The organism is Brevundimonas sp. (genome assembly GCF_035626975.1).
In the GTDB taxonomy this organism is placed as follows: Bacteria; Pseudomonadota; Alphaproteobacteria; order Caulobacterales; family Caulobacteraceae; genus Brevundimonas.
On sequence record NZ_DASPMQ010000005.1, the window covers coordinates 46,458 to 65,668 of the forward strand.

Annotated in this window: 15 protein-coding genes; 6 read left to right on the forward strand and 9 right to left on the reverse strand. The window is 69.0% G+C overall.

Annotated features, from left to right (window positions below):
* Positions 1 to 6: 6 nt before the first annotated feature.
* The 4 genes from VEB62_RS01035 to VEB62_RS01050 all read right to left on the reverse strand — a co-directional run bounded on the left by VEB62_RS01035 (position 7) and on the right by VEB62_RS01050 (position 4,926).
* Positions 7 to 231 carry a hypothetical protein gene (locus VEB62_RS01035; RefSeq protein WP_324794594.1) on the reverse strand — a complete coding sequence of 75 codons (225 nt, stop codon included), beginning with the start codon at positions 229 to 231 and terminating at the stop codon, positions 7 to 9.
* The gene (locus tag VEB62_RS01040; RefSeq protein WP_324794596.1) at positions 231 to 1,391 is read right to left on the reverse strand and encodes a phage portal protein; all 1,161 of its coding nucleotides are present in this window, start codon (positions 1,389 to 1,391) and stop codon (positions 231 to 233) included. The genes VEB62_RS01035 and VEB62_RS01040 overlap by 1 nt, the downstream gene beginning before the upstream one ends.
* A gap of 234 nt (positions 1,392 to 1,625) precedes the next feature.
* Positions 1,626 to 4,373, reverse strand: a complete 2,748-nt coding sequence (locus tag VEB62_RS01045; RefSeq protein ID WP_324794598.1) for a PAS domain-containing protein — start codon at positions 4,371 to 4,373, stop codon at positions 1,626 to 1,628.
* A gap of 85 nt (positions 4,374 to 4,458) precedes the next feature.
* Entirely contained in the window at positions 4,459 to 4,926 is a 468-nt protein-coding gene (locus tag VEB62_RS01050) for a YcgN family cysteine cluster protein (protein ID WP_324794599.1), read from the reverse strand.
* 161 nt (positions 4,927 to 5,087) lie between these two features.
* Between VEB62_RS01050 and VEB62_RS01055 the strand changes: the two genes are divergently transcribed.
* The 6 genes from VEB62_RS01055 (at position 5,088) to VEB62_RS01080 (ending at position 12,209) form a co-directional block, all read left to right on the forward strand.
* Complete coding sequence (locus tag VEB62_RS01055; protein WP_324794601.1) at positions 5,088 to 6,929, forward strand: ABC-F family ATP-binding cassette domain-containing protein; 1,842 nt, start codon at positions 5,088 to 5,090, stop codon at positions 6,927 to 6,929.
* Positions 6,930 to 7,560: 631 nt separating this feature from the next.
* Positions 7,561 to 8,601, forward strand: a complete 1,041-nt coding sequence (locus tag VEB62_RS01060) for an ABC transporter substrate-binding protein (RefSeq protein ID WP_324794603.1) — start codon at positions 7,561 to 7,563, stop codon at positions 8,599 to 8,601.
* The gene (locus VEB62_RS01065; RefSeq protein ID WP_324794605.1) at positions 8,594 to 9,382 is read left to right on the forward strand and encodes an ABC transporter ATP-binding protein; all 789 of its coding nucleotides are present in this window, start codon (positions 8,594 to 8,596) and stop codon (positions 9,380 to 9,382) included. The genes VEB62_RS01060 and VEB62_RS01065 overlap by 8 nt, the downstream gene beginning before the upstream one ends.
* Positions 9,379 to 10,131 carry an ABC transporter permease gene (locus VEB62_RS01070; RefSeq protein WP_324794606.1) on the forward strand — a complete coding sequence of 251 codons (753 nt, stop codon included), beginning with the start codon at positions 9,379 to 9,381 and terminating at the stop codon, positions 10,129 to 10,131. Before VEB62_RS01065 ends, VEB62_RS01070 begins: the two co-directional genes overlap by 4 nt.
* A gap of 78 nt (positions 10,132 to 10,209) precedes the next feature.
* Complete coding sequence (locus tag VEB62_RS01075; RefSeq protein WP_324794608.1) at positions 10,210 to 11,106, forward strand: hypothetical protein; 897 nt, start codon at positions 10,210 to 10,212, stop codon at positions 11,104 to 11,106.
* Positions 11,103 to 12,209: a DUF2336 domain-containing protein gene (locus VEB62_RS01080; RefSeq protein WP_324794610.1), complete on the forward strand. Its 1,107-nt coding sequence runs from the start codon at positions 11,103 to 11,105 to the stop codon at positions 12,207 to 12,209. Before VEB62_RS01075 ends, VEB62_RS01080 begins: the two co-directional genes overlap by 4 nt.
* Before the next feature lie 67 nt (positions 12,210 to 12,276).
* On the opposite strand, the gene VEB62_RS01085 is transcribed toward VEB62_RS01080, so the two are convergent.
* From VEB62_RS01085 to VEB62_RS01105, 5 genes are all read right to left on the reverse strand, one after another.
* Complete coding sequence (locus VEB62_RS01085; RefSeq protein ID WP_324794612.1) at positions 12,277 to 12,708, reverse strand: Ros/MucR family transcriptional regulator; 432 nt, start codon at positions 12,706 to 12,708, stop codon at positions 12,277 to 12,279.
* 149 nt (positions 12,709 to 12,857) lie between these two features.
* Complete coding sequence (locus VEB62_RS01090; RefSeq protein ID WP_324794614.1) at positions 12,858 to 14,075, reverse strand: DUF2336 domain-containing protein; 1,218 nt, start codon at positions 14,073 to 14,075, stop codon at positions 12,858 to 12,860.
* Positions 14,076 to 14,131: 56 nt separating this feature from the next.
* Positions 14,132 to 15,004, reverse strand: a complete 873-nt coding sequence (locus VEB62_RS01095; RefSeq protein ID WP_324794616.1) for a DUF1349 domain-containing protein — start codon at positions 15,002 to 15,004, stop codon at positions 14,132 to 14,134.
* Between the two features lie 123 nt (positions 15,005 to 15,127).
* On the reverse strand, positions 15,128 to 16,120 hold the full coding sequence (gene cysK, locus VEB62_RS01100) for a cysteine synthase A (protein WP_324794617.1): 993 nt from the start codon (positions 16,118 to 16,120) through the stop codon (positions 15,128 to 15,130).
* Between the two features lie 93 nt (positions 16,121 to 16,213).
* Entirely contained in the window at positions 16,214 to 19,174 is a 2,961-nt protein-coding gene (locus VEB62_RS01105; RefSeq protein ID WP_324794619.1) for a M10 family metallopeptidase C-terminal domain-containing protein, read from the reverse strand.
* Positions 19,175 to 19,211 lie beyond the last annotated feature (37 nt).

Below are 19,211 nucleotides of genomic sequence, written 5' to 3' on the forward strand. Positions count from 1 at the left end.
CCCCGCTCACGCGCCGCGCTCCAACCGCGTCTCCATCCGCTCGACCGCCGCGCGGGTGGCCTTGCTCTGCTCTTCCAGCCGCGCCAGCCGCTCCGCCACCTGACGGTGCTCGCCGACCCGGTCTTCCAGGGTGGCGATCCGCGCCGCCGCGCCGCCGGCCCATACCAGGGCCCCGGCGGTCTGCACCGCCAGCGCCGCGATCACCGCTATCGGAACCTTCCGCATATCCATCACACACCTACTCCAGCCATGCGTCGCCGTTCCTCGTCCGTGAGGAAGCTGGCCGCCTCCAGTCGCGCCCACAGGGCGTCCCGCTCCGGCTGCAGCGCCGGCAGGCCGTCCAGATCCGCCTCGATCCTCGCACCCGCGAACCGGCCGCCCAGCCACCCGGTGAGCGCCGCCGCCGTCTTCCTCACCAGCGGCGCCACCGTGCCGCGCCAGAAGGCGGCGTTGGCCTCGCGATAGTTTGAGTAGGTCGCGTCCCCGGGAATCCCCAACAGCTGCGGCGCGACGCCGAAGGCCAGGGCGATCTCGCGCGCCGCCGCGTGCTTCCCGGCGATGAAATCCATGTCGGCCGGCGTCCAGCTCATCGGCTTCCAGTCCAGCCCGCCTTCGAGGATCATCGGCCGGCCCGCGTTCATCGTCCCTGCGTGGCTCTCGTTGATCTGTGATCTCAGGGTCTCGAACTGTTCCGCCGTCAGCCGCTCGCCATCCCTGGCGCCATAGACCAGCGCGCCGCTGGGTCGCGCAGCATTGTCCAGCAGCGCCTTGTTCCAGGCGCTTGAGGCATTGTGCACGTCGATCGCCGACGCCGCCGCCTCCAGCGGCGAAAAGCCGTAGTGGTCGTCGGTCGGATGGAACAGCTTCAGCTGCATCACCGGCATCCAGCCGTCGGCGTGACGGCCGATCCGCAGCGCGCGGCCATCGACGGTATACTCATAGGCTTCGGGCCAGCCGGCGCGGCCCGGGACCACCTTCATCCGGTCAGGCCGCAGCGTCCAGAGCTCGGCGGGCGTGTCGTCACCAACGGCCTCCGCGTATGCATTACCCGCAGTCTGCAGGCCGCCGTACAGCGCTTCCAGCCATTCCGTCCCGGACTGCTCCGGGTTCGGCTGGGCCAGCAACAAGGCGAGTGGATGGTCGTCGCGCCTGACGCCGTCGATGAACACCGCCAGGGGAGTCGACGCCGCCGCTTCGACGACCATGCGGATGCATCGATAGGCCACCGCGTTGCGGCCGAACCCCTCCGTCGCCAGGTTCGCATAATCCCTGGGCGTCCATCGCGGACGCCCGGCGCTGGTCAGGGCGATCAGGGGGCCGGCCCGGCTATCCTTGATTTCGGGCGCGACAAGGCTTCGCCGCCCCCCGAAGGGTCGCCGCCAATTCAGCATGGTGATCTCCGAGGTAGCCGACGATCGCGCCGGTCAGGTCATGTCGCCGGCGCATCCGCCGCGCCCGCTCTTCCGGGGACGCTCACCTGATTTGCCGACGTATCAACATCATACGCCCCCAGCGTTATCAGGATGGAAGAATGGCTCGAGAAAAGGTCATGCTACTGATTCAGCGAGCTTTTAAATCGCGAACCCGACTATAGATTCCCGAAAGGTCAGCACAGCGTCACGCACTCAGGCGGCGGCTGCGTCGTCCTGGCCCGCCGCCCGCTGCTCAAGCCGGGCTGCTATGACCCGCAGGAGTTCGCTTACCTGGATCGGTTTTCCGACATGGTCGTCCATGCCTGCCTGCCGGCATCGCTCGACCTGGTCGGGCTGCACATTGGCGGTCAGGGCCACGATCGGGATCCGACCTGCGGCGCCGTCGAAACCGCGGATCGCCCGGGTCGCGTCCAGCCCGTCCATCACCGGCATGTGCACGTCCATCAGGATCAGGTCATAGCCGCCGCCACGGGCCGCCTCGACAGCCTGGGCGCCGTCGACGACCGTCTCAAGCGCCACCCCCATGCTGCTCAGGATCGCAGTGACGAGCTCGCGGTTGGCGGCGGCGTCGTCGGCCATGAGAATGCGCAGTCCCTGCGGTGAAGGTCCCTCGGTCCCGCGGCCGACGCTGTCCGTCGCTTCCGCGGGGGGCAGCGGAACTTCAAACCAGAAGGTCGAACCCTCGCCGGGCCGGCTCTCTGCGCCGATCTCCCCGCCCATCATCTCGATCAGCCGCCGCGAGATCGACAGCCCCAGGCCGGTGCCCCCGTACAGTCGCGTCGTCGAGGTATCGGCCTGGCTGAAACGCTCGAACAGGGTGTCGATCTTTTCGGCGGACACGCCGATCCCCGTGTCGCTGACCGCCAGCCTCAGCCGCCCGTCCGACCAACCCATTTCCAGGCGCACGCCACCCTTGGCCGTGAATTTGGCGGCGTTTGACAGGAAGTTCAGCGTCACCTGTCGCAGCCGGCCCTCGTCGCCGGTCAGGGCGGGAGGCGCCGACGGGTCCACGACGACGGTCAGCGACAGTCCCCGGGCCTCGCACTGGCCCTCGACCATGGCCGCCGCGGCGCGCGCCATCGCCGCGGGATCGAAGGCCCGCGACTCCAGCGACACCGCGTCCGCCTCCAGCTTGGAGTAGTCCAGTATGTCGTTGATGACCCCCAGCAGGGCCACGCTCGCGGTCGCGATGTGATCGACGTAGCGCCGCTCATCCGACGGCAGGGCTTCGCTCTGCTGCAACAGGCCCGAGAAACCGATCACGCTGGTCAGCGGCGTCCGCAGCTCATGGCTCATATTGGCCAGGAATTCCGACTTGACCCGTGCTCCGGCCTCGGCCCGGTCGCGTGCTTCGATCAGATCCTGCTCCAGCCGCTTCGTGTCGGTGACGTCGCGCATCAAATCCTGGAGCTCGACGACCTGCCCTTCAGCATTGCGGACGACGGTGGTCCGCGCCTCGAACCAGCGGATTTCGCCGTCGCGATTGTACCCCCGATAGGTCACGCTCAAATTCGACGGTTCCGGTCCCGAGTTGGCGTACGCACGAAAACTATCCTCGAGGATGGGCACGTCGTCGGGATGGATCAGGTCGGTCACCATCTTTCCCACCACGGTCGCGGGGGCGTGGCCGGTGACGGTTTCGATCGATGGCGACACATAGGTCACCACGCCATCGACGCCGTAGGTGATGATGATGTCCGTCGCCCGGTCGGCCAGCAGCCGGTAGCGCGCCTCGCTGGTCGCGATCGCCTCATGCGAACGCACCTCCTCGGTGACGTCCTGGATCACGCCGAACAGGGCCTGGACTCGGCCCTTCGGACCTATTTCGCACAGCGCCTTGGCATGGGCGATCCGTTCGGCGCCGTCCGGCCGCCGGATTCGGAGCTGGCATTCATAGCCTTCGCCCGTGGCCAGGGCGTGCTCGATCATCGCTTGCAGCACCCCCCGGTCGTCCGGATGGTAGGCGGCGACGACCGACTCGACGGTCGGCTCGAACGTCGGATCCTCGCCATGGATCGCATAGACGACGTCCGACCACGTCACGACGTCGCTCTCCACCACCCATCGCCAGTGGCCGACGCCGGCGACCGTTTCGGCCATCTTCAGCGTCTCGACCATCTCGGCCTGTTGTTCATGCGCGCGCACGTCGTCGGTGATGTCCTGGAACACCCCGAATACGGCGGTGACGGCCCCCGTCTCGTCGCGGTCGCAACGGGCGATCGAGCGGGTTACCCGCGCTTCCCCGTCGGCGCGCGTCAGGCGGAGCCGGGCCTCATATCCCTCGCCCGTCTCCATCGCCCGCGCCATGAAGGTCTGGATCATCCGCGCGTCCTCGGGATGATAATTGGCCATCGCGCTGTACTGCGTCGGATCGACCGAGCCAGGCTCCAGGCCGTGAATCCGGAACACCTCGTCGGACCAGGACACCATCCCGGTTGTCGCCTCCACATGGAAATGCCCGACCCCGGCCATGGTCTCGGCCAGTTGCAGCGTCCCCATCTTTTCCGCGCTGACCCGGGCTTCCGCGTCCCGGTCGATCAGATCGCCGGCCATCTCGGCCAGTCGCTTCAGGTTCGCGGTTTCCTTCGCCGTCAACGGTCCACGCGGACGCGTGTCGCAGACGCAGATCGAACCCACCGCCCCCCCGTCCCGGTCGCTGACCCTGGCTCCGGCATAGAAGCGCAATCCCGCCGGTCCGACGACGAGCGGATGTTCGCGGACACGCTCGTCGGTCAGACCATCCTCGATCACCAGCACCATCCCTGGTTCGCCGGCGACCATCAGTCGTGTAACGCTGCCGTCAGCCGGGATGGACTCCATGTCCAGGCCCACGGCCGCCCGAAAAGCGGTCTCTTCCTCGCGCAGGATGGTCAGCAGGCCGATCGGCGTGTCGAACAGGGCGCAGGCGAGCTGGACGAGCCTCTGTCCCGGGCTCTCCATCGGTCCTGTCCTGTCGTGGTCCGCGGGCGGCACGAAAATTACCTCACCATTGAGGCGATGGTATCGTCGGTGTGCGAACTAAGGGTTAGCGCGGCTCTCCGCCGCGTTCGTCCGTCCACTCGGGCGCCTCGAAGTCGAGCGCGTCCTCCGGGTCCTTCAGGGCCAGCTCCGACACGGTCTGCCCCCGCACCGATACGCCGGCTTCATGAACGCTCTCCGGGTCGCCCGACACCAGCGGATGCCAGGCGGCCAGCGCCCGTCCCTCATGGATGCGGCGGTAGGCGCAGGACTTGGGCATCCACTCCAGCGCCTCGATGTTCCACGGCGTCAGCTTGATGCAGTCGGGCACCTGCTCCCGGCGATTGGCGTAGTCGGAACAGGTGCAACGCACCGGGTCGAACAGCCGGCAGTGCACCCGGGTGGGCACGACCTCGCCCGTGTCCTCGTCCTCGAACCGCACCAGACAGCACAGTCCGCAGCCGTCACACAGGCTCTCCCACTCCTCGCGCGTCATCTGCTCGAGACGCTTGGTTTGCCAGAAGGGTCGTTCCATCGGCGGCCTCATACGCCGATTGGAAGTGCGTGTCGTCAGCGCTCTTCCACCGAGGTTCCGGCGACGCTTGGAAGTCCCGGGGGACTGGGCGCCCTGTTGAACGCGATGAACGCGTCCACCGGGTGGCGGACCGCCGCCGCCCGGTCTATAGCCCCCGCCTCATGGCCGCCAAGACCCCCGGAAAACCCCCGCTCGTCGCGCTCAAGGACGTCCGCCTGCAGGACGGGCCGCGCCCCCTGTTCGACGGGGTCGATATCGCCATCGAGCCGCGCACCCGCGCCGCGCTGGTGGGTCGGAACGGCGCCGGCAAGTCCACGCTGATGAAGCTGGTCATGGGCCTGGTCGAGCCGGACGCCGGCGAGCGTTCGGTGCAGGCCGGCGTCCGCTTCGCCTACGTCCCCCAGGAACCTGACATCACGGGCGAGACCCTGCTCGACTACGCCGTTTCCGGCGACGCCCAGCCGTGGACCGCCGAGGCCTGGCTGACCACCTTCGGCCTCGACCCCGCAAAGCCCGCGGTGAACCTGTCGGGCGGAGAGATCCGTCGCGCCGCCCTGGCCAGGGCCTTCGCGGAAGAGCCTGACCTGCTGTTGCTCGACGAGCCGACCAACCACCTCGACATTCTGGCCATCGAACTGCTCGAGAACGAACTGCTCAGCGCCCGTTTCGCCGTACTGGTGGTCAGCCACGACCGCGCCTTCCTGAACCGCGTCACCCAGTCCTGCCATTGGCTGGAAGGTCGCCGCGTCCGCACCCTCAACAAGGGTTTCGCCGCCTTCGACGAATGGGCCGACAAGGTCATGGAGGAGGAGGCCGAGTCCCTGCGCCGCCTGAACAAGGCCATCGAGCGCGAGACCTACACCTTCTATCGCTCCATCACCGCCCAGCGCACCCGCAACGAGGGCCGCGCCCGCGCCCTGAACGCCATGCGCGCCGACCGCTCCGAACGGGTCCGCGACCTGCCGCGCGAGCTCAACCTCGGCGTCGATTCCGGTGTGGCTTCCGGCAAGCTGGTCGCCGACCTGAAGGGCGTGACCAAATCCTTCGGCGACCGCGCCGTCATCAAACCCTTCACCACCCGTGTCATCCGCGGCGACCGCCTCGCCATCGTCGGTCCCAACGGCGCGGGCAAGACCACCCTCGTGAAGATCCTGCTGGGCGAGCTCAAGCCGGACAGCGGCACGGTCCGCCTCGGCGCCAATCTCGACCCCGTCTACCTCGATCAGTCGCGCGAGGGCCTGCGCAGCGACATGACCCTGTGGGACGCCCTGACCCCCGGCGGCGGCGACTCCATCCTCGTGCGCGGCGTGTCGAAGCACGTCGCCGCCTACGCCAAGGATTTCCTGTTCCAGGAAGGCCAGCTGCGCCAGCCGATCTCGACCCTGTCCGGCGGCGAGCGCAATCGCCTGCTTCTGGCCCGCGCGCTGGCCAAGCCGGCCAACATGCTGGTCCTCGACGAGCCGACCAACGACCTCGACATGGACACGCTCGACAAGCTCGAGGAGTTGCTCGAGTCCTACGACGGCACCCTGATCCTGGTCAGCCACGACCGCGATTTCGTCGACCGCCTGGCCACCTCGACCATCGCCATGAACGGCCGCGGCGACATCGTCGAGACGCCCGGCGGCTGGACCGATTTCATCCGCCAGAACCCCGGCTTCCTCCGCCCCGGCGCCAATCCACGTCCGCAGGACAAGGAGGCCGCCCGCCGCGCGGAGGCCGCGCCGGCTCCGGCGACCGTTGCGGCCGCCGCGCCGAAAAAGCCGGCGAAGATGACCTTCAAGGACACCCATCGGCTCAAGGAGCTGGAGGGCCTGCTCGCCACCCTCCCCGCCGACATCGCCCGCCACGAGGCGACTCTCGCCGACCCCGGCCTCTACGCCCGCGACCGCAAGGCCTTCGACCGCGCCACCGCCAACGCCGACCGCGCCCGCGCGCTTCTGGCCGCCGCCGAGGAGGAATGGCTGGAGCTGGAGGCGAAGCGGGAAGCGTTGGGCGGTTGATCGACCGCTTTCTGTGGAAAACGCAAACCGCTGATCCGCTTCCGCGAATTCGGTCCGCCCACAGATATGCACAGGGTTATGCACCGGGGCCGGGGCGGTTCCGCACAGCCGGCCGAATTCGGGCGCTTGCCGTCTAACGGATTTGGCGCGAACGTCAACAGGCCGAGGGACACGGCGGCGCGGAAATCCGGGGAGACCCGGGGCTCAAAGCGGACCGGCCCGGCTCTCTGATCGAACGCACCGGGGGGTTTCGACCTTAACGGACGGGAGACAGGATCAAGGCCCAAAGGATCCTTCGAAGGCTTCGGCCCCAGAAGACCCGGAGGGAACCGGATCGGGATCGATGGACGGCGCGGGGCTCGACCTCGTGGAACGCCGGAGACCAGGAGCGCGACAGGATACAGCCGACCATCGCCGGGGTTCGCCTCGCTGATGCTGAAGCCAGGGTCCTGAACCTCAATGGCCAAGTCCAACCCGGACTTGGCGAGGGGACGAGGAAAACCGGTTCGCCGGGGATCTTCGTCCCCTCGCTCAATTCCGGTGGCCGCTTTCGCGGGTGCGCCCCCCGGAGCGTCGCGCCCGGATCGCCCATCCCCTTCCCTTCCCAACGCCCCGGCCGTAAACCAAGGCCATGAAGCTGCGCGGGAATCGCCCCACATCGCCTGACCGCCGCGCCCTGATCGCCGGCGCCGGCGCACTGGCGGCGACAACCGCTCTCGCTGCCTGCGGACGCTCGGAGGCTCCGGTCGACGACGACGGCCGGGTCCGGCTCCGCTTCGCCACCGACTGGCGCGCCCAGGCCGAGCACGGCGGCTTCTACCAGGCCCTGGCCTCCGGAGCCTACGGGAAGCGCGGCCTCAACGTGCAGATCATCCAGGGCGGCCCGTCCGTTAATGTGCCGCAACTGCTGGCCTCCGGCGCCGTCGAGCTCGGCATGGGCTCGAACAGCTTCATCCCCATGAACCTCGTCGCCGAGGGCGCGCCGGTGAAGGCCGTCGCCGCATTCTTCCAGAAGGACCCACAGGTCCTGATCGCCCACCCCGACCCGTCGCTGAACTCCATCGCCGACCTGCGCGGCCGTCCCATCCTGCTGGCCGACGCCTCGATCAACGCCTTCTGGGTCTGGCTGAAAGCCCGATACGGCTTCACCGACGACCAGGTCCGCAAATACACCTTCAACCTGGCGCCCTTCCTGGCCGACGAACGCGCGGTGCAGCAGGGCTATCTGACCAGCGAGCCCTACACCATCGAGAAGGAGGCCGGCTTCACGCCCAGGGTCTTCCTGCTCGCCGACGAGGGCTACCCCTCCTACGCCACCATGGTGCTGGCCCCGAACGCCTTCGCCCGCGACAACGCCCGCGCCCTGCGCAGCTTCATCGCCGCCTCGGCCGAGGGCTGGCGCGACTACATCCAGGGCGACGGCAAGGCCGCCGACGCCCTCATCCGCCGGGATAATCCCGACATGACCCAGGATGTCCTCGACCAGGCCCGGGCGAAGCTCAAGGCGCACGGCATCGTCGATGGCGGCGACGCGGCGCTCTACGGCCTGGGCGCGATGACGCCCGAACGCTGGCAGGCCTTCTTCGAGGTGACCTCCCAGGCGGGCGTCTATCCAACCGGCCTCGACTGGCGACAGGCCTTCACGACCCAGTATCTGCCCGGCCGTGGCTGACGCCGAAGAGGCGTTCGCGGCGGCGCTGCGGGACGTCATCGTCCGCTACCCGGGCCGGCCGGCGCTGGGACCGGTCGACCTGGGCGTCGCGCCCGGAGAAATCCTGGCCGTGGTCGGCGCGTCAGGGGCGGGAAAATCCACCCTTCTGCGCCTCCTCGCCGGGCTCGAGACGCCCTCGGACGGGACGGTGATCCGCGGCGCCGGCCGCGGGCGCATCGGCTTCGTGTTCCAGACCGCCACCCTGATGCCTTGGGCTGACGTCCTGGCCAACGTCGCCCTGCCGCTCGAACTGGCTGGCGCGCCCCGCGAGGTGGCCCGCCGCCGTGCGTCAACGGGCCTGGCGGCCGTCGGTCTGGGCGACCGGCTGTCGACCCGTCCGCGGCAGTTGTCCGGCGGGATGGCCATGCGGGCCTCGCTCGCCCGGGCCCTGGTCACCGAACCGGACCTGCTGCTGCTCGACGAACCGTTCGCCGCCCTCGACAGCGTCACCCGCCGACGCCTCATTGAGGACCTGCACCGGCTCTGGGCCGGCCGGAAGCCCCGCCCCGCGATCGTCTTCGTCACCCATGACGTCGAAGAGGCCGTCTATCTGGCCCACCGCGCGGTCGTGCTCGACGCCGCGGCGGGACGGGTGGTTGCGGAACTGGCCTCTCCCGGCGTGCTGCCCCGACCGGAGGGATGGCGGGCCGACGTCGACTATCGTGCGGCGGTCGAAAGGCTGGCCGCGGAACTGGCTCGCAGCATGACTGCCATCCCGGCGGCGGATGAGAGGGGTTCATGAGCCGCCTCCTGCCGCCCCTGTTGTTGACGGCTCTCCTCCTCCTCGCGTGGGAGATCGCCTGCCGCGCCTTTCAGCTGCCGGTCTACCTGCTGCCTCCTCCCGGCGCGGTGGCCCTGTCCCTTGTTCACCGCGCGCCGCTGCTGCTGTCCTCCGCCGCCGCGACCTTCTGGATGGCCTTCCAGGCCCTGGTCGTCGCCTTTGGGCTCGGCGGCGGTCTGGCCCTCGCCGTTTCGCTCAATCGATCGGCCGAGCAGGCCGTTCGCCCCCTCGCGGTCGCGCTGCAGGTCACCCCCGTGGTCGCCATCGCCCCGCTGGTGGTGATCTGGGCGGGCCTCGACCATGCCGACAGGGCTGTCGTCGCCCTCGCTGCGGCGGTGGCCTTTTTTCCGCTTTTCTCGGGCGTGCTGACCGGCCTGAAGTCCGCAGATCCGGATCTGGAGCGGCTGTTCGACCTGTATGGCGCCTCCCCGCTGCAGCGGCTGCTCAGGCTGCGCCTGCCGGCCGCCCTTCCCTTCATCCTCGAGGGCCTGAGGGTCGCCGCCGGCCTGTCGGTCATCGGCGCCGTCGTGGCCGAGTTCGTCTCCGGCTCGGGCGCGACGCAGGGTCTGGCCTGGCGGCTGCTGGAAGCCGGCAACCGGCTGCGCACGGCCGACATGCTCGCGGCCCTGGTCTGCCTGATGATCATGGGTCTGGCGCTGAACGCCGTCGTCGGAGCGATCGAAGGCGCCGTGCGGCGCCGGCTGGCCTGAACGGACCTCCCCGTTAGCGGCGGGTTAAGCCCCGCACGGCTACCGTGGCGCTCCAGTTTCCGCGTCCGGAGCCCGCCCTTGCGCCGCGCCTCGATCCTCGCCGTCGCCGCTCTCGCCGCCACAGGTGTGCTGGCGCTCGCCGACGTCGCCTCGGCCCAATCCGCCCCGGCAGCCGGGCAGGCGCAGGGCCTTCGCTATCTGTCCTGGCAGGGCCGCGGCGAGCCGGCGGCCCCCTCCACGCGCGATGGGGCCCGGCCTGCGCCGGCCCGGACCGACCTGCGCCGCCCGAACACCGTCATCCCCCACGGCGGTTTCGCCGCGTCGGAGCCGCCGGCCCCGCGCCGCCTGTCTCCCGCTCCCGGGCCCGCCCGGCGAACCCTGACTCCCGCCAACGCCTGGCTTCAGCCGGCGGCGGTTCCGCCCGAACCGGCTCCGGCTCCTGTACCGCCGGCTCCGTCGGCGCCCGCGCCGCAGCCGTCTCCCGGCCCCGACTACTTGCCCGACCAGGGCCGCCGCGGTCAGCCCGCGCCCGCCGAAGCCGTCTATCCCGCGCCCCTTCGACAGGGCGACGCCTCCGTTACGGACGCCGCTGCGGACCCGATGGCTCCCCGCCGCGACGCGCCGATCTTCCGGATGCAGCAGGCGGCGCCCGCTCCACAACCGGAAGCCCCGTCCGCCGTCGCGCCCCCGGCTGAAGCGCCGGCTCAGCCGCGCCGCGTCGCGGAGGTGGCCGACTCCGGTGAGCGCCCCCCGCAACAGGGGGCCCGGTACTACTCCGTGCACCGGCAGAACGGACGCGAGCCGGATGCGCTGGTCATGCCCACGCCCACCTATGTCGACGCCCTGGTGGTGTCGATGACGGAGACCCCCGCCACGCAAGACCTGGCCGAACCGGCGCAGGGCCCGACCCTGATCCGCGATCGCGACGGAAACATGCGGGCGACCCCCGCCGCCTCCGACGGGGATCATCAGTGATCGAGGCGTCCACCCTGTCGCGTCTGCCCGACCTGATCGCCCTCGCGGAGGAGGACTCCAGCGAGAAGCGCCGCACCCTGCTGCGTGAACTGACGGACCATTTCTTCGGTGGATCGGCCCGCACCGCCACCGAGGACACCCTGTATGACGCGGTGCTGGTCAAGCTGGCTGACGACATGGAAACCGCCGTGCGGGCCGAGCTGTCCGCGCGCTTCGCCAACGCTCCCGACGCGCCGCACACCCTGATCCGCCGGCTGGCCAACGACGAGGCCGCCGTCGCCGGCGCGGTGCTGGCCGCCTCGCCCGTGCTGACGGACGAGGACTTGCTGGGGGTGGTGCGCCGGCACGGTCAGGACCATCTGCGCGCCGTCTCCGCCCGGCCCTCGGTGTCCGAAGCCGTCTCCGAGGTGATCGTCGAGCGCGGCGACGACGAGACCCTTGGAACCCTTCTGCGGAACGACGGCGCCCGCCTGTCGCGCAAGGCTTCGGAGGCCGCCGTGGAGCGGGCGAAGTCCAACCCCGACCTGCACGAAGCCACGATTTCACGCGCCAGCCTGCCGCCGGATCTGTTGAACGACATGTATTTCGTGGTCGAGGCGCGCCTGCGGACCCGGATACTCGAACAGAACGCGAGAATGGATCCGGCCTTGCTGGAGAGCGCCCTGGCCGCCGGTCGCGCCCGGATCGCGACGGACGACGGCGCCCTTCCCGCCGACTACGCGGAATGCTCGGCCTATGTGGAGGAACTGAAGGCCGCCGGACAGCTCACGCCCCAGATGCTGGCCCGCTTCCTTCGGTCAGGCGACCGCACCGGCGGCCGGACCTCGTTCCTGATCGCCCTGGCCCAGTTGGCCGATATTGATTTCCATACCGCCCGCCAGATCATCGAGCGGCGGGAACTGGATGCCCTGGCCGTGGTCTGCAAGGCCGCCGACCTCGATCGCGCCCTGTTCCTGACCTATGCGGTGGTGCTGCTGAACGACGACGGCGACGCCATGGCCAAGGCGCATTCCTACGCCCGCATGTACGCCGAACTGACCCGCGAGGCCGCGCTCAGGACCCTGCGCTTCTGGCGCATGCGGCGCGGCGCCCAGGCGGCCTGACCCCAAACGCAAGACGGCCGCCCCGTCGCCCGGGGCGGCCGCTTCTCAGCCAGTCGTATGAACCGGCTTATTTCTTGGCGCGGCCGGCGGCGCGGGCGGGTTTGCGGCCGCCCTGGCCCAGACCCATCTGCTTGGCGAGGTCCGAACGCGCCTTGGCGTAGTTCGGCGCGACCATCGGATAGTCCTTCGGCAGGCCCCACTTGGCGCGATATTCCTCGGGGCTCATATTGTACTTGGTGCGCAGGTGGCGCTTCAGCGACTTGAACTTGCGGCCGTCTTCCAGGCAGATCAGGTAGTCCGGCGTGATAGACTTGCGGATCGGAACCGCCGGCTCCTTCGGTTCGGGCTCGGGCTCGACCGCGCCACTTGAAACCTGCGACAGCGCCGCGTGGATGCTGGAAATCAGGCCGGGCACTTCGGTAGCCTGAACGTTGTTGTTGCCGACATAGGCCGACACGATGTCGGCGGTCATCTCAAGCAGTTGCGAATTGTCTTCCATACGCGCGGCCTCACCTTGTGATCTGGTCGTCTCAGCCGAACGTTCACCGCCAGCCTGTCGCGGGGTCAATATAGACGAACCCTGATTCAGGCAATAGCGTATTCGCGTGGCGTTTATCAGACTAACCGAGCTCTACTTGCGCGCCCGGATCAGCGGCCGAAGTTTTCCGCCAAGGCCAGCATCGCCGCCCGCTCCGGCGCTGAATAGTCGTCCATCCCGTCTTCCTCGCCGTCCCGGATCGCCCTCAGTAGAGCGGGCGTCAGGGCGGAGGACAGAGACCAGTTCCAGTAACGCAACACCGTCTGGGCGCGGTCCACGGCCAGCATGTCGTAGGTGATCTGGACCCGCTCCCAGGCAGGGTGAATCGATCCGTCGTCCGCGGTTTCCGGTCGTCGCATCGACCGCCACAGGCCCGTCAGATCCGACTTGCCCAGGCCGGTCGCCTTGCAGAGTATGGCCAGCGGCTCACCGCCCGGGTCGCCCAGTATCTTGGCTCCGGTGACCGGCTTGACGCCGGACAGATAGGCGATCTCCGTCGCCACCTCGCGCGTCAGGCCATCGCGGGCCGCGGCCTCGACGGCCTGCTCAAGACCGCTGTAAGGGCTCTTCTCTATGGCGGCCCGGTTCCTCTGGCGGCGCTCGATGAACTGCAGCGCCTTGCGCGACACCGGGTCCTGCCAGTTCTCTTCGGCGGCCATCGCGAAGACGTCCTCGACCACCTCCTGCATGACCTCGCGGGAGACGGCGAACCTCTGGAGGATGGTGCGGCGGTCGTCAGGCTCGCACCACCAGAACATGACATAGGCGCCCGAGGGCCTCAGCTCGGGCCGTTTCAGCAGATGGTGGCACAGACCGCGCTCGGTCCGGCTCAGGCTGACCACGCCCTCGACGGCGACCTGGCTCAGCCGCGCCGTGTTGTTTCTCAGCACCGCCTCGATCACCGGGCTCTCGCCAAAGCTCATGAGGGTCTCGGTGACCACCTCCGACAGGGCGCGGCGGCCGGCCATGAGGAGCCGGTGCTCGGTCCCGGCGTCCCGCGCGCAGGAGACCAGGTCGGCGTCCGACAGCGAGGCGCACTGCTCGATCAGCAAGCCCGCGATATCCGGTTCGTCCCGCAGCAGCATTCGCGTCAGGGCGCTGGGCAGTTCGGCCAGCGGCGCCAGCCGCGCCGTCACCCGCTTGCGATCCTCATGGGACGCCAGGCGCAGCATTTCGACCAGAAGGTCGCCGGTCACCGCCCGCTCGAACGCGTTGATCCGGCTGGTCGGCAGCGACACCACGTCGGCCAGGCGCTTCAGCAGGGCATGGCGCGCGCGGAAGCCGCCTTGCGGCGCGGCCTCCTCTGGCATGAGAGCGAGCTCGGACATGTCGGTCAAGGTTAAGGCTCGCCGGTTAACCGCCCGTGACGGTCCTCGCCGCCAGATCAGCTTCCCAAAGCCTCGAGCAGTTCAGCCTCCGGGAGGTTTGGATCGGCCAGTGGGTTGGCGCTGACCTGCGCGTACCAGTCGGGGCGGACGCGCGGCAAGGGCCGGGCGAACCGGATCCAGTCAACTTCCAGCACCATGTCGACCCGCGACTCACGGTCCACGGTGCGGTTGATCGCTTCGGGGTTCTCCGGTCCGGGCGGAACGTCGTCGCTCGTCGTGTAGGCGATGAGGCCCACCTGCATCACTGGATTGTTCTCCATCCGGTAGAACCGGTCCCGCACCTGCCAACGGGTCTCGCCCTCCGGCCGGGCGAGCGCGATCAGCACCATGCCGACCCGGACCAGCCGCAACTCGACCCAGCCGGTCGGAAACGGCCGCAGCCTCAGCGAGGAGTAGCTGTTGAACGTCGATTTGGTCTCCGTCATAGGCTCGCCCGCCACCTGCCCGACGCCGGTGGTGATGAAGTGCCAGTTCTCTGATCTCGGCGCCCATCGTTCCGCCGTGGATCGGTTAGGCACACGCGCCATCAATCCGCCCAGGGACCACGTACCGCCCGGAATGTCGCCCTCCTGGCTCCGCACCCGGACGCGCGCCCTCACGTCGAAGTCGCCGTTTACTTCCCTGAACAGGAATGGCGCGTTCAGATCGCGCACCCAGGCCGAATGATGCGGCTCGATGTGCAGGGCGCCCGGCGTAGTTTCGCCGACGTCCAACGCCTTGATCTTGTCAGGCCAGCCAAACGCCTGATCAAAGCGGACCCAGCCGGTCAGAACGCCGCTGTCGAACTCGTCCGAAAGGGAGGTCAGCTCATCCTGAGCCAGCGCTGGGGTGGCGGCGAGCAGACTCAACGAGGCGATCAAGGCGCGCATGGCGGCTCCACAGGTTGCATGCCGCCAATGCGCCGCCGTACGCGATCGCGTAAAGTTAAGCTTCTTTAAGCGCCCGCCGCCGCGGGTCCACAGTTGCGAAACACGGTTGCAACAAACTCGTGCCTACAGGCCCTCGAACAGCGCCGTGGACAGATAGCGCTCGGCGAAGCTCGGAATAATGGCCACGATCATCTTGCCGGCGTTTTCTGGCAAGGCGGCCTGACGGAAGGCGGCCACCAGGGCGGCGCCCGAGCTGATGCCGACCGGGATCCCCTCCAGGCGCGCCGCCTTGCGGGCCATGTCGAAGGCGTCGTCGTTGGACACCTGCTCGACGCCGTCGATGACCGAACGGTCGACGTTGGCGGGAATGAACCCGGCGCCGATGCCCTGAATCTTGTGCGGGCCGGGTTCGCCGCCTGACAGCACGGGCGAGGCGGTCGGCTCGACCGCGATCATCCGCACTGACGGCTTGCGGGCCTTCAGCACTTGGCCGACGCCGGTGATGGTCCCGCCGGTGCCGACCCCGGAGATGACGATATCGACCTCTCCGGCCGTGTCGTTCCAGATCTCCTCGGCCGTCGTGACCCGATGGATGGCGGGATTGGCCGGATTGTCGAACTGCGACGGGCTTACGGCGCCCGGCGTCTTGTCGAGCAGCTCCTGGGCCGCGGCGATGGCGCCCTTCATGCCCTTCTCGGCCGGCGTCAGCACCAGTTCGGCGCCCAGCAGGGCCAGCATCTTGCGGCGTTCCATCGACATGCTCTCGGGCATGACCAGGATCAGCCGATAGCCCTTGGCCGCCGCGACGAACGCCAGGGCGATCCCGGTGTTTCCGCTCGTGGGTTCGATCAGCACCGAGTGCGGCCCGATCTGGCCCGCCTGTTCCAGCGCGTCGATCATGGCCACGCCGATCCGGTCCTTCACCGAGCCGATCGGATTGAAGAACTCCAGCTTGGCCAGCACCGTCGCCTTCGGCCTGTATTCCTCCGACAGCCGCGGCAGGCCGACCACGGGGGTGTCGCCGATGGTGTCCAGAATGGACGGATATATCTTTCCGCGTCCGGCTTTCAGATGACGGGAAGGATCATAGGCTGAAGCCGGGGCGACGTCGGACATGGGAGGTCTCTCGCAGGGCAGGGCGGAAATGACGGCGTGACGCCGGGGCGAAAGTCGATCGCCCCGGCGTCGTCGCAAGCCGGTCGCGCCAGCCTACATCCAGTCATCCAGCCCGTCGATATGGCGCCACAGACCCGCCATCTCGCCCGTGAACCCGTCATCCCGGTCGAACAGGCCCGACATCCGGTCCGTCTCGCCGCCGAACCGGCTCCAGGGAGCCAGGTCAGCCGACAGCCCCTCATCGGGCAGGATCAGCGGTTCGTCGCCGCCTTTCAGGACGATGAAGTCGTCGTCTGACATGCCCGGCAGGATCTGGGCGTCGTAGGACTTCGCCGACGACGACGTCGCCGCCGCGGCCGGAGATGCGGCGACCAGGTCGGACAGCAGGGCCGTGGTCCCGTCGCTGAACCGGACGCGCTCCACACCCGTCAGCAGGTCGACGCCGTCGCGCGCCGCCACGGCGTCGGCCACGCGGTAGGCTCCGCCCGCCTCGGCCGTCACGACATAGTCGGCGCGAACGCCGGTCAGCAGAACCAGGTCCTGACCGGCGCCGCCGTTCAAGGTGTCGTTTCCGCCGCCGCCCGTCAGGGTGTCGGCCCCGACGCCGCCGGTGATTACGTTGGCCGAGGCGTTGCCGATGCCGGCGAAGTTGCCGGCGCCGGTGTAGATCAGGTTCTCGATATTGGCCCTGAGCGTAAGGGCGGCGACGGTCGTCTCGACGGTGTCGGTGCCCTCGCCCTCGTACTCGATCAGGGTGTCGCCGGCCAGGTCCACCAGGAAACGGTCGTCGCCGAGCCCGCCGTACACGGTGTTCGCCTCGCCGAGGCCGCCGCCCAGCACGTCCGCGCCGGCGTTGCCCATCAGGGTGTCGCGCCCCGCACCGCCCAGCAGGACATTGGCGGAGCCGTCGCCGAACAGGGTGTCGGCGAAGGCCGAGCCGGTGACGTTCTCCACGCCGGTCAGCACATCGACCGCGCCCGAGCCGTCATCCAGGACCCGTCCGATCGACAGCCGGGCGCTGACGCCCGCCGCCGCCGAGCCATAGTCCGCCGTATCGGATCCGGCGCCGCCGTTCAGGGTGTCGGCTCCGCCGCCGCCGCTCAGCGTGTCGTCGCCGACGTCGCCGTTGAGGACGTCCGTCCCAAGGCCGCCCGCGAGGATGTTGGCCGCCTCGTTGCCGGTCAGGGTGTCGTTCCCGTCGCCGCCGGTCGCCCGTTCGATGATCACGCCATTGGCGATGGTGAAGCCGGTCCAGGCGCCGAGCGCGTAGGACACCCGGCCGCCACCGCCTTCCTCGTACTGCAGGGTCGCGGCGCGCAGGTCGATGGTGGCGTTGCGGGATCCGGCATAGCGAATCTCGTCATTGCCGCCGCCGTCCCAGATGGCGCGGTAGTAGTGGCCGGCCCCGTTGACGTCGTCGATCGTGTAGACGTCGTCGCCGGTCGCCCACTCCTCGTTGACGCCGTACTTGTCCTGCAGCACCGCGATGTCCAGCGCGCCAAGGGTGCCCATCCAGCCGAAGTGGTCGGCCTGCATCTCGAGGCCGCCCGAGCTGGGGCCGCCATGGCCGGCAGGTCGGCCGCCGACGCCGCCGGTCTCGTTCCAGCCGTCGTTGTACGACATGATGGTGTACATCTGCTGGCTCAGGCCGAAGTCGCCGTACTGGCCGCCGATCGCGCCCTCGACCGGGTCTTCGCTGGGTCCGGCGCCGCTCATGACAGGACCGCCGCCGCCGGTGTCATGCGGATGCTTCATGCCGTGGCCGTGGCCCCACTCGTGCAGCAGGGTCGGGAAGAAGAAGCCGCCCGGGCTGACGCCCTCCTCGGTCCAGCGATAGTCTCCGCCGTTGATCTCGGTCTGGCCTTCGTTCTGTTCGCCGGGAGGACTCATGCGGCCCAGCAGGCTGGCGCCCGCGCCCGGCGTCCCCGGATAGACGATGATCTTGATGTCGGCGTCCGCGCGGTTATCAACCTCGATGTACTTCAGGTCGGTGACCTGCTCGTAGATGTTCATGCAGCTCCAGAAGGCGTCCCGTTCCCACTGCTCCAGGTTGCGCGCCTGAAGTGAGTTTTCCAGGCCCGGATTGAGGGGATCCTCGCTGAGGAAGACGTCGCCCTGCTTGGCGAAATACACCTTCATCACGTTCTTGCCGACGATGCCGTATTCGGTGTTCGTGATCGGCGTCCCGCCGTCGGCGACGCCATTGTCCGTGCGCGTGCCGTTGTCGCCGTCAGGGTTGCGGACGGTGTGGTCCCAGGTGCTGCCCCAGTCGAGCGAGTCGAGCAGGGGGTTGGGCGCCTGGCCGGCGGCCGAATAGAAGCGCGGCAGGGGCGCTTCGGAGGCTTCGACGGCCCGGACGTTCAGCGTGTAGTCGCCGACATGGTCGCCGTCCGTGCCATTGGTCGCGTCCTGATCGAAGCTGCGGGCGTTGATGTAGTAGGTGCCCGTGGTCGTCGCAGTGAAGAACAGCTTGGCGTCGAGGCCTGAGGGCGTGGTGTTGCTGCCGCCGTCGGCCGAGGCCAGCAGGGTCGTGCCGTCCGCGCCGTAGAGCTCGATGAAGGCGTCGGCCAGCGGAACGCCGCTCAACAGGGTTCCGTCGCCCGTGGCGGTGCCGCCGACATGCAGCAATTGGGAGATCGCATAGGTCTGGCCCGCGACCAGGGTGACGGCGAAGAAGTCCTGGTCGTTGAAGTCCTCGATCACACCATAGGTCGTCGAGCCGACGGTGATGGCCTGGGCCGCGCCGGCGCTGTCGCCGCCGACGGTGTCCAGCAGCAGGGGATTGGTGACCGTGTCCACGCCGACGGTTCGAACCCGGTCGCCGACTCCGTCGCGGAAGAAGTCCGTCCAGCCCTTGCCGCAGCCGCAGCCGCAACTCAGGCTCCACGAGGCCACAGCGGTCTCGCCGTCGCGATTGTCGTTGGCCGCGAAGGCCAGGGGCGCCGGAGCGACGCCGTGCAGCGCCGATGTCAGATTGATCTCGGCGAAGGCGAGCGGGGACACGAGGCGCGTGTCGAACACAGCCGCGCGAGCGGCTCCGGAAGAAGCAGCCATGGGGATAACCCTCCTGATGCCGACGATGGCCCGCGCC

Bases quoted from the DNA above. Each gene is read 5' to 3' on its own strand.
- VEB62_RS01035 (WP_324794594.1), bottom strand. From the start codon at position 231: ATGGATATGCGGAAGGTTCCGATAGCGGTGATCGCGGCGCTGGCGGTG.
- VEB62_RS01040 (WP_324794596.1), bottom strand. From the start codon at position 1,391: ATGCTGAATTGGCGGCGACCCTTCGGGGGGCGGCGAAGCCTTGTCGCG.
- VEB62_RS01045 (WP_324794598.1), bottom strand. From the start codon at position 4,373: ATGGAGAGCCCGGGACAGAGGCTCGTCCAGCTCGCCTGCGCCCTGTTC.
- VEB62_RS01050 (WP_324794599.1), bottom strand. From the start codon at position 4,926: ATGGAACGACCCTTCTGGCAAACCAAGCGTCTCGAGCAGATGACGCGC.
- VEB62_RS01055 (WP_324794601.1), top strand. From the start codon at position 5,088: ATGGCCGCCAAGACCCCCGGAAAACCCCCGCTCGTCGCGCTCAAGGAC.
- VEB62_RS01060 (WP_324794603.1), top strand. From the start codon at position 7,561: ATGAAGCTGCGCGGGAATCGCCCCACATCGCCTGACCGCCGCGCCCTG.
- VEB62_RS01070 (WP_324794606.1), top strand. From the start codon at position 9,379: ATGAGCCGCCTCCTGCCGCCCCTGTTGTTGACGGCTCTCCTCCTCCTC.
- VEB62_RS01085 (WP_324794612.1), bottom strand. From the start codon at position 12,708: ATGGAAGACAATTCGCAACTGCTTGAGATGACCGCCGACATCGTGTCG.
- VEB62_RS01090 (WP_324794614.1), bottom strand. From the start codon at position 14,075: ATGTCCGAGCTCGCTCTCATGCCAGAGGAGGCCGCGCCGCAAGGCGGC.
- VEB62_RS01095 (WP_324794616.1), bottom strand. From the start codon at position 15,004: ATGCGCGCCTTGATCGCCTCGTTGAGTCTGCTCGCCGCCACCCCAGCG.
- cysK (WP_324794617.1), bottom strand. From the start codon at position 16,120: ATGTCCGACGTCGCCCCGGCTTCAGCCTATGATCCTTCCCGTCATCTG.
- VEB62_RS01105 (WP_324794619.1), bottom strand. From the start codon at position 19,174: ATGGCTGCTTCTTCCGGAGCCGCTCGCGCGGCTGTGTTCGACACGCGC.